This window comes from Pseudomonas azerbaijanoccidentalis (assembly GCF_019145495.1).
Lineage (GTDB): Bacteria > Pseudomonadota > Gammaproteobacteria > Pseudomonadales > Pseudomonadaceae > Aquipseudomonas > Aquipseudomonas azerbaijanoccidentalis.
The window spans coordinates 209,464-223,865 of record NZ_JAHSTU010000008.1 but is presented as its reverse complement, the minus strand read 5'-3'; the positions used below and the strand labels follow the sequence as shown (position 1 = coordinate 223,865).

At 61.3% G+C, this 14,402-nt stretch carries 13 protein-coding genes; 5 read left to right on the top strand and 8 right to left on the bottom strand.

Annotation, left to right across the window (positions count from 1 at the left end; genetic code table 11):
• Positions 1–50: 50 nt before the first annotated feature.
• From dnaX to KVG88_RS23970, 5 genes are all read left to right on the top strand, one after another.
• Positions 51–2,126 carry a DNA polymerase III subunit gamma/tau gene (dnaX, locus tag KVG88_RS23990; protein WP_217872926.1) on the top strand — a complete coding sequence of 692 codons (2,076 nt, stop codon included), beginning with the start codon at positions 51–53 and terminating at the stop codon, positions 2,124–2,126.
• Positions 2,127–2,193: 67 nt separating this feature from the next.
• A complete protein-coding gene (locus KVG88_RS23985; protein WP_056856987.1) occupies positions 2,194–2,532 on the top strand; it encodes a YbaB/EbfC family nucleoid-associated protein in 339 nt (112 codons plus the stop codon).
• 245 nt (positions 2,533–2,777) lie between these two features.
• On the top strand, positions 2,778–3,815 hold the full coding sequence (gene curA, locus KVG88_RS23980; protein WP_150701073.1) for an NADPH-dependent curcumin/dihydrocurcumin reductase: 1,038 nt from the start codon (positions 2,778–2,780) through the stop codon (positions 3,813–3,815).
• 75 nt (positions 3,816–3,890) lie between these two features.
• The gene (gene recR, locus KVG88_RS23975; protein WP_150701074.1) at positions 3,891–4,493 is read left to right on the top strand and encodes a recombination mediator RecR; all 603 of its coding nucleotides are present in this window, start codon (positions 3,891–3,893) and stop codon (positions 4,491–4,493) included.
• Between the two features lie 141 nt (positions 4,494–4,634).
• Positions 4,635–5,783 (top strand): acyl-CoA dehydrogenase family protein, encoded by a 1,149-nt coding sequence (locus tag KVG88_RS23970; protein WP_217872925.1) that lies wholly within the window; start codon positions 4,635–4,637, stop codon positions 5,781–5,783.
• Between the two features lie 87 nt (positions 5,784–5,870).
• Here the strand turns inward: KVG88_RS23970 and KVG88_RS23965 are convergent, their stop codons facing one another.
• From KVG88_RS23965 to ccoG, 8 genes are all read right to left on the bottom strand, one after another.
• A complete protein-coding gene (locus tag KVG88_RS23965) occupies positions 5,871–6,419 on the bottom strand; it encodes an adenine phosphoribosyltransferase (RefSeq protein ID WP_150701076.1) in 549 nt (182 codons plus the stop codon).
• Between the two features lie 79 nt (positions 6,420–6,498).
• Positions 6,499–7,233 carry a fumarate/nitrate reduction transcriptional regulator Fnr gene (gene fnr, locus KVG88_RS23960; protein WP_095197320.1) on the bottom strand — a complete coding sequence of 245 codons (735 nt, stop codon included), beginning with the start codon at positions 7,231–7,233 and terminating at the stop codon, positions 6,499–6,501.
• Between the two features lie 93 nt (positions 7,234–7,326).
• Positions 7,327–8,709, bottom strand: coding sequence for an oxygen-independent coproporphyrinogen III oxidase (hemN, locus tag KVG88_RS23955; RefSeq protein ID WP_217872990.1), 1,383 nt, complete (start codon positions 8,707–8,709; stop codon positions 7,327–7,329).
• 181 nt (positions 8,710–8,890) lie between these two features.
• Entirely contained in the window at positions 8,891–9,574 is a 684-nt protein-coding gene (locus tag KVG88_RS23950; RefSeq protein ID WP_217872924.1) for a sulfite exporter TauE/SafE family protein, read from the bottom strand.
• Positions 9,567–9,785, bottom strand: a complete 219-nt coding sequence (ccoS, locus tag KVG88_RS23945; protein WP_217872923.1) for a cbb3-type cytochrome oxidase assembly protein CcoS — start codon at positions 9,783–9,785, stop codon at positions 9,567–9,569. Before ccoS ends, KVG88_RS23950 begins: the two co-directional genes overlap by 8 nt.
• Positions 9,786–9,807: 22 nt before the next feature.
• Complete coding sequence (locus tag KVG88_RS23940; protein ID WP_217872922.1) at positions 9,808–12,258, bottom strand: heavy metal translocating P-type ATPase; 2,451 nt, start codon at positions 12,256–12,258, stop codon at positions 9,808–9,810.
• 124 nt (positions 12,259–12,382) lie between these two features.
• Positions 12,383–12,916: a FixH family protein gene (locus tag KVG88_RS23935; protein WP_150701079.1), complete on the bottom strand. Its 534-nt coding sequence runs from the start codon at positions 12,914–12,916 to the stop codon at positions 12,383–12,385.
• A gap of 11 nt (positions 12,917–12,927) precedes the next feature.
• The gene (gene ccoG / locus KVG88_RS23930; protein ID WP_217872921.1) at positions 12,928–14,343 is read right to left on the bottom strand and encodes a cytochrome c oxidase accessory protein CcoG; all 1,416 of its coding nucleotides are present in this window, start codon (positions 14,341–14,343) and stop codon (positions 12,928–12,930) included.
• Between the last annotated feature and the right edge of the window lie 59 nt (positions 14,344–14,402).

Genomic DNA, 14,402 nt, shown 5'->3' with positions numbered 1-14,402 from the left:
TGCTCCGCTAGCATTAGCCGCTTCTGCTTCCTTCGCTGCGACGGTTTTCGATGAGTTATCAGGTTCTTGCACGTAAATGGCGTCCGCGCTCGTTCCGCGAAATGGTCGGCCAGACCCATGTGCTCAAGGCTCTGATCAATGCCTTGGACAGCCAGCGGCTGCACCACGCCTACCTGTTCACCGGTACGCGGGGGGTCGGCAAGACCACCATCGCGCGGATCATCGCCAAATGCCTGAACTGTGAAACAGGTATCACTTCTTCGCCGTGTGGCGAGTGTTCGGTATGTCGCGAGATCGACGAGGGCCGCTTTGTCGACCTGATCGAGATCGACGCCGCGAGCCGTACCAAGGTCGAAGATACCCGCGAACTGCTCGACAACGTGCAGTACGCCCCGAGCCGTGGGCGCTTCAAGGTCTACCTGATCGACGAAGTGCACATGCTCTCCAGCCATTCGTTCAATGCGCTGCTCAAAACCCTCGAAGAGCCGCCACCGTACGTCAAGTTCATTCTGGCCACCACTGACCCGCAGAAACTTCCTGCAACGATTCTGTCGCGGTGCCTGCAGTTCTCCCTTAAGAACATGACCCCGGAACGTGTGGTCGAGCATTTGACCCACGTGCTGGGCGTCGAGAACGTGCCGTTCGAAGACGACGCACTGTGGTTGCTGGGCCGCGCCGCCGATGGTTCGATGCGCGACGCCATGAGCCTCACCGACCAGGCGATTGCCTTCGGCGAAGGCAAGGTGATGGCCGCCGACGTGCGGGCGATGCTCGGCACCCTCGATCATGGTCAGGTCTACGGCGTCCTGCATGCGTTGATCGAAGGAGACGCCAAGGCCCTGCTCGAAGCGGTCCGTCACCTGGCCGAGCAAGGTCCGGACTGGAGCGGCGTGCTTTCGGAAATTCTCAACGTGCTGCACCGTGTCGCCATCGCCCAGGCCCTGCCTGAAGGCGTCGACAATGGCCACGGCGACCGTGACCGGGTGCTGGCGCTGGCCCAGGCGCTGCCGGCCGAAGACGTGCAGTTCTACTATCAGATGGGCCTGATTGGCCGACGCGATTTGCCGCTGGCGCCGGATCCCCGTGGCGGCTTTGAAATGGTGCTGCTGCGGATGCTCGCGTTTCGACCGGCAGATACCGCGGATGCACCGAGGCAACCGCTAAAGCCAGTGGGGATCAGCCAGGCCACAGTTGATTCCGCAAATTCAGTGGCTGCCGCGCCAGTTGTTGCGCCGGTAGTCGCTGCGGCAGTTGCACCCACACCCGTTGCGCCTGTCGCCCCGGTGACGCCAATCCCTGAGCCTGAACCGGTTGCAGCGGTGGTGGAGCCCGAGCCGGTGGTCGAAGCCGCTGTGGCTGAAGAAGTGGTCGACTTGCCGTGGAATGACCCGGTCGAGCCTGCTCCGGTTCAGCAGCCAGCGGTCGAGCCGGTACTGGAAACCACCAGCGAACAACCCGAATTACCGCCGATGCCGTTGCCGACGCCGGACAGTGTGGTGCCGGACGCGCCTGAGTGGGCCGCTGCGCCGATCCCGGAGCCGTCCGTGGCCGAAGTCGATGCCGCCACGCCGGGCATCGACATGGACGACGAGCCGCCGCTGGATGAGGACTACATCGAGCCGGACATGGACTCGGCCTACAGCTACCTCGACGAACTGGCCAGCGAACACACTGCCGAACCGGCACCAGAGCCGGAACCCGAGCCTGCCGCTGCACCGGCCACGGGGCTGGCCCTGCAATGGCTGGAGTTGTTTCCAAAGTTGCCGATCTCCGGCATGACTGGCAGCATCGCCGCCAACTGCACGCTGATTTCGGTGGAAGGCGACAACTGGTTGTTGCACCTGGACCCGGCCCACAGCGCCTTGTTCAACGCAACCCAGCAACGCCGGCTCAACGATGCCTTGAACCAGTATCACGGGCGGACCCTGACGCTGACCATGGAGCTGATCAAGCCTGAGCAGGAAACCCCGGCCCAGGCAGCGTCGCGCCGTCGTGCCGACCGTCAGCGCGAGGCTGAGGAGTCGATCCACGGTGATCCGTTCATCCAGCAAATGATGCAGCAGTTCGGTGCGGTAATCCGTAACGATACTATTGAACCTGTCGAAGCCCTGGTCAGTCAGGGCTAATAACTGAGGGCGTTCGGCCGTCAGGGCCGGACGCTGTTTTAATCCAAGTACTTTTGAGGTGATTCCCATGATGAAAGGTGGCATGGCCGGCCTGATGAAGCAGGCGCAGCAGATGCAGGAAAAAATGGCCAAGATGCAGGAAGAGCTGGCCAACGCCGAAGTCACCGGTAAAGCCGGTGGCGATATGGTCACCGTAGTAATGACCGGACGTCATGACGTCAAGCGCGTGACCATCGACCCAAGCATGGTAGAAGGCCTGAGCGAAGACGATCGCGAGATGCTGGAAGCCGTGTTCGCTGCGGCAGTCAACGACGCCGTGCGCAAGATCGAAGCCAACAGCCAGGACAAAATGTCCGGCATGACCGCAGGCATGCAACTGCCGCCGGGCATGAAACTGCCGTTCTGATTCGCCTTTGCGCAGCAGATGAGCTACAAAAAATGCCAGGCATCGCGCCTGGCATTTTTGTTTCTGGCGGTTAGAGGTGGGGTGCGTGCCAGGGCGCCATCGCCAGCAGGATCGAGGTGATCCCCGTGGGAGCCGGCCTGCTGGCGATGATGTCACCTCGGTCCAACTGACGAATCATCGAACGCACCACCGCCACAAAGGTCTTCTCCCTAAACCACCCTATTCATCAATCAAGGAGAGCTGCCATGTCCGACCCCATGACCCTCAATCAACGTATCGTCCTGGTCTCGCGCCCGGTAGGCGCGCCGACACCGGAAAACTTCCGTCTGGAACGGGTCGCTTTGCCCGATCTGGCCGACGGTCAGGTGCTGCTCAAAACCCTTTATCTGTCGCTGGACCCGTACATGCGCGGGCGCATGAGCGATGCTCCGTCCTATGCCGCACCGGTGGAAATCGGCGACGTGATGACCGGTGGCGCTGTCAGCCGTGTTGAGCGCTCGCTCAATCCAAAATTTCAGGAAGGCGACCTGGTGGTCGGTGTCACGGGTTGGCAAAGCCACAGCATCAATGACGGCCGCGGCATCATTCCGGTGCCCAACGGCTTACCGAGCCCATCCATGGCCTTGGGCGTATTGGGTATGCCGGGCATGACGGCCTACATGGGCTTGATGGATATCGGTCAGCCGAAGTCCGGTGAAACCCTGGTGGTCGCGGCGGCGTCTGGTGCGGTGGGTTCGGTGGTTGGGCAAGTGGCGAAGATCAAGGGCCTGCGCGTGGTCGGCGTGGCGGGTGGTGCGGACAAATGCCGCTATGTGGTCGAGGAGCTGGGCTTCGATGCCTGCGTCGACCACAAGAGCGCGAGTTTCGCCGACGAGCTGGCCCAAGCGTGTCCTGACGGCATCGATATCTACTACGAAAACGTCGGTGGCAAGGTGTTCGATGCCGTGGTGCCGTTGCTCAATCCCAAGGCGCGGATTCCGCTGTGCGGCCTGATCGCCTCGTACAACGCCAGCGAAGCGCCAAGCGGGCCGGACCGCCTGCCGCTGTTACAGCGCACGCTGCTGACCAAACGAGTTCGTATTCAGGGTTTTATCGTGTTCGACGACTACGGTGATCGCCAGCCGGAATTCATCAGTGCGATGGCGCCGTGGGTGCGTGATGGCAAGGTGAAATTCCGTGAAGACGTGGTCGAGGGCCTGGAGAATGCACCGCAAGCGTTCATCGGCCTGCTGGAAGGGCGCAACTTCGGCAAACTGGTGGTGCGTGTCGCGCAGAGCGAGTAATTGGCGACGCCATTTGACGCTAAACAGAGGCGCGGGTATAAACCGCGTCTCGTTGTTTTGTCGGACTTTTTCCTCATGAGCTTCAGCCCTTTGATTCGCCAACTGATCGACGCCCTGCGAATTCTGCCAGGTGTGGGTCAGAAAACCGCCCAGCGCATGGCGTTGCAGTTGCTTGAGCGTGATCGCAGCGGCGGCTCGCGCTTGGCGCTGGCCTTGAGCCAGGCCATGGAAGGGGTCGGTCATTGCCGGTTGTGCCGTACGCTGACCGAAGATGACCTCTGCCCGCAGTGCGCCGACACTCGCCGCGACGATACGTTGCTGTGCGTCGTGGAAGGGCCGATGGATGTCTACGCTGTGGAGCAAACCGGTTTTCGTGGCCGCTACTTCGTGCTCAAGGGGCATCTGTCGCCGCTCGATGGCCTGGGGCCGGAAGCCATCGGCATTCCACAGTTGATGGCGCGGATCGAAGAGGCGGGCAGCTTCACCGAAGTCATCCTCGCGACCAACCCGACGGTGGAAGGCGAGGCCACGGCTCACTACATCGCGCAGTTGCTCAGCAGTAAAGGCCTGATCGCTTCGCGCATTGCCCACGGCGTACCGCTGGGCGGTGAGCTGGAGTTGGTGGATGGCGGCACGCTGGCGCATTCGTTTGCCGGGCGTAAGCCGATTTCGTTGTAACGGCAGAACATCGCAGCCTTCGGCAGCTCCTACAGAAAAGCATCAATCCCCGTAGGATTTGCCGAAGGCTGCGATCTTTTAATCTTGTAAACCAAGCAAGCGCTCGGTTAACTTCGCTGAACCCTTCAGTGGAGTTCGCCGATGCCTGCTTTTCAGGAATACTTCGACCCCAGCCACCAAATGGTCCGCGACAGCGTCAGACGTTTCGTCGAGCGCGAGATTCTTCCGGACATCGACCAGTGGGAAGAAGCCGAAAGCTTTCCCCGTGAGCTCTATCTGAAGGCCGGTGCAGCGGGGATTCTCGGCATCGGCTACCCGGAGTCTTACGGTGGCAGCCACGAGGGCGACCTGTTCGCCAAGGTCGCCGCCAGCGAGGAGCTGATGCGCTGTGGTTCGGGTGGCTTGGTGGCCGGACTCGGATCGCTGGACATCGGTCTGCCGCCGATCCTCAAATGGGCCAGGCCTGACATCCGAGACCGGGTGGTGCCGCAGGTGTTGGCCGGGGAGAAGATCAGCGCCCTGGCCGTCACCGAACCCGGCGGCGGTTCCGACGTCGCCAACCTGCAAACCCGCGCCGTGCGTGATGGCGATTTTTACCGGGTCAGCGGCAGTAAGACCTTCATCACCAGTGGCGTGCGTGCCGATTACTACACCGTCGCGGTGCGCACCGGTGCGCCGGGGTTTGCCGGCATCAGCCTGTTGTTGATCGAAAAGGGCACCGCCGGTTTCACTGTCGGACGGCAGTTGAAGAAAATGGGTTGGTGGGCGTCAGACACGGCTGAGTTGTTCTTCGATGATTGCCAGGTGCCTGTAGGCAATTTGATCGGCACGGAGAACATGGGCTTTGCCTGCATCATGGGCAACTTCCAGAGCGAGCGTCTGGCGTTGGCCCTGATGGCCAACATGACGGCGCAAATGGCGCTGGAGGAAAGCCTGAAGTGGGCGCGGGCGCGTGAAGCTTTCGGCAAACCGATCGGCAAGTTTCAGGTGATCAAGCACCGCCTCGCCGAGATGGCCACGCAACTTGAGGTTTCACGGGAGTTCACTTACCGCCAGGCGGCGAAAATGGCGGCGGGGCAGAGTGTGATCAAGGAAATTTCCATGGCCAAGAATTTTGCCACCGACACGTCGGATCGAATCGTTAACGATGCCGTGCAGATATTGGGCGGTTTGGGCTATATGCGCGAAAGCCTGGTGGAGCGGTTGTATCGGGATAACCGGATTCTGTCGATCGGCGGGGGGACGCGGGAAGTGATGAATGAAATCATCAGCAAGCAGATGGGGCTGTAGATGCAAAAGATCGCAGCCTCGGCAGTTCCTACATTGGATTGCGTGCTCCTGTAGGAGCTGCCGAAGGCTGCGATCTTTTGAAGTTTGTTACTTATCGCTCAACGCAAACTGCGTCAGGCAGAACGTCGGGATGCCCATGTCTTGCAGACGCTGCGAGCCGCCCAGTTCCGGCAGGTCGATGATTGCCGCCGCTTCATGCACCCGTGCACCCATGCGGCGAATCAGGTTCGCCGCGGCAATCAGCGTCCCGCCGGTGGCGATCAGGTCATCGAACATCACCACCGAATCGCCCTCGCACAGGCTGTCAGCGTGCACTTCGAGGAACGCTTCGCCGTATTCGGTCGCGTAACCCTCAGCCAGCACGTCGGCCGGCAGCTTGCCTTGCTTGCGGAACAACACGAGCGGCTTGTTCAACTGATAGGCCAACACCGAGCCAATCAAAAAGCCACGGGCATCCATCGCACCGATGTGCGTGAAATCAGCTTCGACGTAGCGGTGGGCAAAGCTGTCCATCACCAGGCGCAGCGCGGTGGGCGACTGGAACAGCGGGGTGATGTCGCGAAAGATCACGCCGGGCTTGGGAAAGTCGATCACGGGGCGGATGAGGGATTTGATGTCGAAGGAGTCGAAGACCATCGTCGAGGTGTCCTGGCAGGCTGCAAACGTCACAGTATAACGGCGGCTGAACCGTTTCGCTCAGCCGCGCTCGTCTGAATCAGCCTTCGATCGAACCGCCGGCCAGGGCGCACAGTTGGATCGGGTCGAGGATGCGGATTTCCTTGCCTTCGGCAGCGATCAGTTCGTTTTGCTGGAAGCGCGTGAACACCCGCGATACGGTTTCCACCGCCAGGCCCAGGTAGTTGCCGATTTCGTTGCGCGACATGCTCAGGCGGAACTGGTTGGCCGAGAAGCCCCGGGCACGGAAACGTGCCGACAGGTTGACCAGGAAAGTGGCGATGCGCTCGTCGGCGGTTTTTTTCGACAGCAGCAACATCATTTGTTGATCGTCACGGATCTCGCGGCTCATCACGCGCATCAATTGACGACGCAGCTGCGGCAGTTGCAGGGCCAGTTCGTCGAGGCGCTCAAAGGGGATTTCACACACCGACGTGGTTTCCAGCGCTTGCGCCGAGACCGGGTGTTTTTCCGTGTCCATGCCCGACAGGCCAACCAGTTCGCTCGGCAGGTGAAAACCGGTGAGCTGTTCTTCGCCGGCATCGCTCAGGTTGAACGTCTTGAGTGCGCCGGAGCGGACCGCGTAGACCGAGTCGAAAGTGTCGCCCTGGCGGAACAGAAATTCGCCTTTTTTCAGCGGGCGACCACGTTTGACGATTTCGTCCAGCGCGTCCATATCTTCCAGATTCAGCGAAAGCGGCAAGCACAGCGGGGCCAGGCTGCAATCCTTGCAATGGGCCTGATTATGAGCGCGCAATTTTACTGGCTCGGACATTTCTTCAATCCTTGTGGGAAAACACACATAAGACGTAAGGGTAACTCACCCAAGGACATCGAGGCCAGCTTGTGGCGCTTTTGTCGCACCTGTCTAGATCACCCGGGAAAAGCGTTGGCGTCCGTGTTCTTCCAGGTACGCATCAAACACCATGCACACCGAGCGCACCAGCAAGCGTCCGGCAGGCAGTACAGTGATTCTTTCGCTATCCATCTCGATCAGCCCGTCCTTGGCCATGGCTTGGAGTTGCGGCCAGAGTTCACCAAAATAGCCCTGGAAATCGATGTTGAAGGCGTGTTCGATGTCGGCGAAATCCAGGCTGAAATGGCAGATCAGCTGCTGGATCACGGCGCGGCGCACGCGGTCATCGGCGTGGCACAACAAGCCGCGACTGGTGGCCAGTTGCGCAGAGGCCAGGGCGTTCTGGTATTGATTCAGGTCGCTGCTGTTCTGGCAGTACAAGTCGCCGATCTGGCTGATGGCCGAAACACCCAAACCGATCAAATCGCAGTGGCCGTGGGTGGTGTAGCCCTGAAAATTGCGTTGCAGGGTCGATTCTTCCTGGGCAATCGCCAGTTCATCGTCGGGCAGGGCGAAGTGGTCCATGCCGATATAGCGGTAACCGGCGTTGGTCAGTTGCTCGATGGTGCGCTGGAGCATTTCCAGTTTTTGCGCCGGCGTCGGCAATTCGTTGCTGTTGATCCGCCGCTGCGGCATGAAGCGTTCCGGCAGGTGTGCGTAGTTGAACACCGAGAGACGGTCCGGTTGCAGGTTGATCACTTCGTCGACCGTGCGGGCAAAGTTTTCCGGGGTCTGTTTTGGCAAACCGTAGATCAGGTCGATGTTGATCGAACGAAATTGCAGGGTCCGGGCGGCGTCGATGACGGCGCGGGTTTCCTCCAGGCTTTGCAGGCGATTGACCGCGCGCTGCACGGCCGGGTCGAGGTCTTGCAGGCCGATGCTGACCCGGTTGAAGCCCAGTTCACGCAGCAGGCCCATGGTCGACCAGTCCGCCTCGCGCGGATCGATTTCGATGCCGTAGTCACCGGAGTCATCGTCGAGCAGGTTGAAGTGTTTGCGCAGGTGCGCCATCAACTGACGCAGTTCGTCGTGGCTGAGAAAGGTCGGTGTGCCGCCGCCGAAGTGCAGTTGCTCGACTTTCTGCGTGGGGTCGAGGTGGCAGGCGATCAGCTGGATTTCCTGCTCCAGGCGCTGCAAATAGGGGAGTGCGCGGCCACGGTCCTTGGTGATGACTTTGTTGCAGGCACAGTAGTAGCAAATGTTCGCGCAGAACGGCACGTGCACGTACAGCGACAACGGACGCAGCGCCTTGCGGCTGTCGCGCAAGGCGTGGAACAGGTCGAAGGTGCCGATCTGACTGTTGAATTGCACGGCGGTCGGATAGGAGGTGTAGCGCGGTCCCGCCAGGTCATAACGGCGGATCAGATCGGTGTCCCAACGAATGGCGTCGAGCATCATGCGGGCATTCCCCCGGATAGGCTGGCTGTGTCGGCCAGTCTAGGGGTGGGGGTGTTTTGGCATCTTGATTTGCATCAATCGGTTAGAAGATCAAAAGATCGCAGCCTTCGGCAGCTCCTACATTGGAATGCATTCTCCTGTAGAAGCTGCCGAAGGCTGCGATCTTTTGATCTGGGCTTCAATGCCCCATCAGCCAATGCTGATGCGGCCCCGGCAAGGTCCAGATGCCGAACAGCATCACCAGCAACCCACCGGCCATGCGCACGCTGCGTTTGCGCAACAGTGCGGTCACCCGTTCGGCGGCTAGCCCGGTGGCGAGCAACACCGGCCAGGTGCCGAGGCCGAACGCCAGCATCAGCAAGGCACTGTCCACGGCATTGCCCTGACTGGCCGACCACAGCAAGGTGCTGTAAACCAGGCCGCACGGTAACCAGCCCCAGAGCGCGCCCAGCAACAATGCGCGGGGGAGGCTCGACACGGGCAGCAATTTGTTGGCAACCGGCTGGATATGCCGCCACAGGCCGCGACCGAGGCTTTCGATACGCGTCAGGCCGCTCCACCAGCCGGCCAGGTACAGGCCCATGGTAATCAGCAGCAGCCCGGCAATTACGCGCATGAACATCGCCGCCGGGCTGTTGGCCACGGCCCATCCGGCCAGGCCGATCAACAGCCCGGCGGTGGCGTAGCTGAGAATTCGCCCAAGGTTATACGCCAGCAACAAGCGTAAGCGGCGGCTGCGTTGTTCCTTGGGAATGGCCAGGGTCAGCGCGCCCATCAGGCCGCCGCACATGCCCAGGCAATGACCGCCGCCAAGCAAGCCGAGAATCAGCGCAGACACCAACAGGGGCGCCAACTCAAGCATGGGGCGGGGCCTTGTCGTCGGGTTTGGCCGAATGACCACTGGCTTCGTCAACCGCCGCGGTGTGATTCGGGTCCTGGTCGTCGAACAGGATGCTGTGGGCCGGGCCGTCGAGGTCGTCGTACTGACCGCTGTCGACCGCCCAGAAGAAAATGTAGACAGCGATGGCCACGATCAGCAAAGCGGCCGGGATCATCACGTAGAGAGCTGGCATCTGGACTCCATGCCCGCGCGGCTCAGGCCGGCAGCGGGCGGGTTTCTGGCGTGGCACTGGCACCCTGGACACCCGGCAGGCGAGTGAGACGGAGCGCATTGAGCACCACGGTCAACGAACTGATCGACATGCCGACGGCGGCCCATACCGGAGTGATCCAGCCGAGGGCGGCGAACGGCAACATGAGGCCATTGTACAACCCGGCCCACAACAGGTTCTCGATGATTACCCGACGGGTGCGCCGCGCCAGGCTGAAGGCTTGCACCAAGGCGTCGAGACGGTTGGACAACAGCACCGCGTCGGCGCTGGTTTTCGCCAGGTCGGTGGCCGACCCCATGGCCACGCTGATGTCCGCCGCGGCCAGCACCGGCACGTCGTTGACGCCATCGCCGAGCATCAGCACTTTGCGTCCTTGCTTGTGCAGCTGTTGCAGCACTTGCAGTTTGTCGTCGGGACGCAAGCCGCCCCGGGCTTCATCAATACCCAGTTCGGCGGCCACACTGGCAACCATCGGCGAGCTGTCGCCGGACAGCAGCAAGGTGCGCCAGCCACGCGCCTTGCACGCTAACAGTAAGGCGCCGGCATCCGCGCGCAGACGGTCGTCGAGGACGAACCAGGCCAGCGGTCCGTGGCTGTCGCCGAGCAGCAACCATTGGCCCGCTTCGTCAGGCATCACGGGCACGGCAGCGCCGCTGAGTTCGCAGACAAAACCCGGGTGGCCGATGCGCAAGCGTTGTTCGCCCACCACGCCTTCCAGGCCAAGCCCCGGCGTGCTGTGCACTTCTTCAGCGGCCAACGGTGCACGACCAAAGGCGCGGGCGATCGGGTGTTCGGAGCGATTTTCCAGCGCGGCGGCAAGCCCCAGGCACTGGTCGCTGCCGAGCTCGCCGAGCGGGCGAATCGAGCGCAGTGCCAGACGGCCCTCGGTGAGAGTGCCGGTCTTGTCGAAAATCACTGTGTCGATCTGGTTCAAGCCTTCCAGAACATGGCCGCGTGTGAGCAGTAAACCGAGTTTGTGCAGGGTGCCAGTCGCCGCCGTGAGGGCGGTTGGCGTGGCCAGCGACAGCGCGCAAGGGCAGGTCGCGACCAGCATCGCCAGGACAATCCAGAACGCTCGCGAGGAATCCAGCTCCCACCACAGCAAACCGATGGCCGCAGCGGCGATCAGCGACAGCAGCAGGAACCATTGCGCGGCGCGGTCGGCAATTTCCGCCAGGCGCGGTTTTTCCGCTTGGGCGCGGTCGAGCAAGCGGACGATAGCGGAGAGCCGGGTGTCCTGTCCGAGCGCCTGGACTTCAACAGTCAGCGCACCTTCAACGTTGAGGGTGCCGGCAGTCACCGCATCACCCGGCACCCGGGGCTGCGGCAGGTATTCACCGGTCAACAGCGACTCGTCGATACTCGATTGGCCGTCGAGGATCTTGCCATCTGCCGGAAGGACCGCGCCCGGATGCACCAGCACTTGGTCGCCCACCCGCAGTTCGCTCAGCAGGATGCGTTCGCTCTGGCCGTCGGCGCTTAACCGCAAGCACGAGGCCGGCAACAGGTTGACCAGCTGCGCGGTGGCGGCGGCGGTGCGCTCGCGGGCGCGTCGCTCCAGATAACGACCGGTCAGCAGGAACAACGCGAACATGCCGACCGCATCGAAATACAGTTCGCCAACCCCTGTAATCGACGTCCAGATCCCGGCGACGTACGCACTGCCAATCGCCAGCGACACCGAAACGTCCATGGTCAGGTGACGGGTGCGCAGGTCACGCATGGCGCCTTTGAAGAAGGGCGCGCAGCTGTAGAACACAATGGGGGTGGTGAGGAACAGCGCGACCCAGCGCAGGATGGTGTGCAGTTCGGGGCTGAGGTCGATGTTGAATTCGGGCCAGGTGGCCATGGTCGCCATCATCGCCTGGAACCACAGCAACCCGGCGACCCCGAGCTGACGCAAGGCCAGGCGATTTTCGCTGGCCAGTTGTTCGCTGGCACGGTCGGCCTGATAGGGGTGGGCGGCGTAGCCGATGTGGCGCAGTTCGCTGAGTATTTTGCTCAGCGGCAGTTGTGCGTCGGCCCAGCGCACGTGCAGACGGTGGTTCGACAGATTCAGTCGGGCTTCAACCACGCCGGGCAATGTACGCAGGTGTTTTTCGATCAACCAGCCGCAGGCGGCGCAGCTGATGCCTTCCATCAGCAAGGTGGTTTCGGCGAGCTCGCCTTCGTGGCGAACGAAGGGCTGCTGCACGTCGATGCGATCGTACAGCGCCAGTTCGTCCACTAACTGCACCGGCAACGCTTCGGGGTTGGCCGAGGCTTCGCTGCGATGCTGGTAATAGCTCTCAAGCCCCCCTGCGACGATGGCTTCGGCCACGGCCTGGCAGCCCGGGCAGCAGAACTCGCGGGATTCCCCGAACACGACGGCGGTAAAGCGGCTGCCGGGTGGGACCGGTAGGGCGCAGTGGTAGCAGGGGAGTGGGGTGGTCATGAAGTGGAGTCTATATCGTCTGGAAGGACCTCATCACTGTAGGAGCTGACGAGTGAAACGAGGCTGCGATCTTTTTGGGATCGCTGCAAAAGCAAGATCAAAAGATCGCAGCCTTCGGTAGCTCCTACTGGTGTTCAGCGCCTTGCAGCGGCTCGTCACCGAGCAGCAAATCCTTGTCATGGCTGACCAGTTCTTCTTCGAACATGCGCCAGATATGGTCGTCTTGGGTGCCCAGCAATTCGATAAAACGGCGACCTTCGATCTTGTCGCTCAATTGGCCGATATAGCGGCCCTGTTCGGTTTCGCTGCGGCTCAGGACGATCTTGCGGTCTTTCTCGGGCTGGGTCGGCGAGATCAGGTTCAGTTCCAGGGTCTTGGGCTGGCTGTTGCCGCTCAGACGCAGGTCGACTTCGCCAGTCACGTCATCCAGATGCACGCTGGCGCGCATCAGCAGGGTTTGCGCCAGCAGTTCGCGATCGAGGGAGCGGTTGATGCCTTTGCCGGCCTCGTAGTAGTTGTCGTTGACCAGGTTGTCCGGGTTGTTCACCGCGATGGTCACCATGGACAGGGTCAGGGTGACCGAGCAGGCCAGAATTCCGATGATGATCCACGGCCAAAGGTGTTTGTACCAAGGACTTGCGGCAGTTGCTGCGGGCATGATCACTTCTCTCAACGATTTTGTGGGCCGATGAATCGGCTCTTGGCTTCAACTTGAATACTGGCGTCATCGGCGTCCTTGAGAATGAACTTCACCTCATTGGTGCTCGATGGCAGGTGTTCCGGCGCCACGGACAATTCGGCCGGCTGGCTGATGATGTCGCCGGCCGCCACCTTGATCTCGCGCCGACCTTGCAGCTTGAGGTCCGGCAGGCCAGTGGCTTCGAGTACATAGGTGTGGTCGCGCTGGTCCTTGTTCATGATCTTCAGGCTGTAAACGTTTTCGATTCGGCCCTCGGCGTTCTCGCGGTACAGCACGCGGTCCTTGCTGACGTCGAAACCCACCAGCGAACGCATGAAGAACGCGGTCACCAGCAAGCTGATCATCGCCAACAGCACCACGGCATAGCCGATCAGGCGCGGACGCAGTTTATGGGTTTTCTGCCCCGACAGGTTGTGCTCCGTCGTGTAGCTGATCAGGCCGCGCGGGTACTCCATTTTGTCCATGATGGCGTCGCACGCATCGATGCAGGCGGCGCAACCGATGCATTCGATCTGCAGGCCGTCGCGGATGTCGATGCCGGTCGGGCAGACCTGGACACACATGGTGCAGTCGATGCAGTCACCCAGGCCCTGAGCCTTGTAGTCGACGCCTTTCTTGCGTGGGCCGCGGCCTTCGCCACGGCGCGGATCGTAGGACACGATCAGGGTGTCCTTGTCGAACATCACGCTCTGGAAGCGCGCGTACGGGCACATGTAAATGCACACCTGTTCGCGCAGCCAGCCGGCGTTGCCGTAGGTGGCGAGGGTAAAGAAACCAACCCAGAAGTAGGACCAGCCATCGGCCTCGCCGGTGAAGAAATCGATCATCAGTTCGCGGATAGGCGAGAAGTAACCGACGAAGGTCATGCCGGTCACGAAACCGATCAACAGCCACATGGCGTGTTTGCTGAACTTGCGCAGGAACTTGTTGGCGCTCATCGGCGCTTTGTCGAGCTTGATGCGCTGATTGCGGTCGCCTTCGGTGACCTTTTCGCACCACATGTAGATCCAGGTCCACACGCTTTGCGGGCAGGTATAACCGCACCAGACCCGGCCGGCGTACACCGTGATGAAGAACAGGCCGAACGCGGCGATGATCAACATGCCCGACAGCAGGATGAAATCCTGAGGCCAGAAGGTCGCGCCAAAAATAAAGAACTTGCGCTCGGGCAGGTTCCACCAAACGGCCTGATGACCACCCCAGTTCAACCAGACCGTGCCGAAATACAGCAGAAACAACACGGCACCGCCCGCCATCCGCAAATTGCGGAACAGGCCGGTGAAGGCGCGGGTGTAGATCTTTTCTCGAGAGGCGTAGAGGTCGACGCTGTTGTTCGCGTTCTTGGAGGGTGGCGTGACGTCGTGTACCGGAATCTGGTTGCTCATCATTGCATCCCACGGCAGTGGAAAAATGCCTCGGTCAGTACGTGCCGACCGCGGTCAAA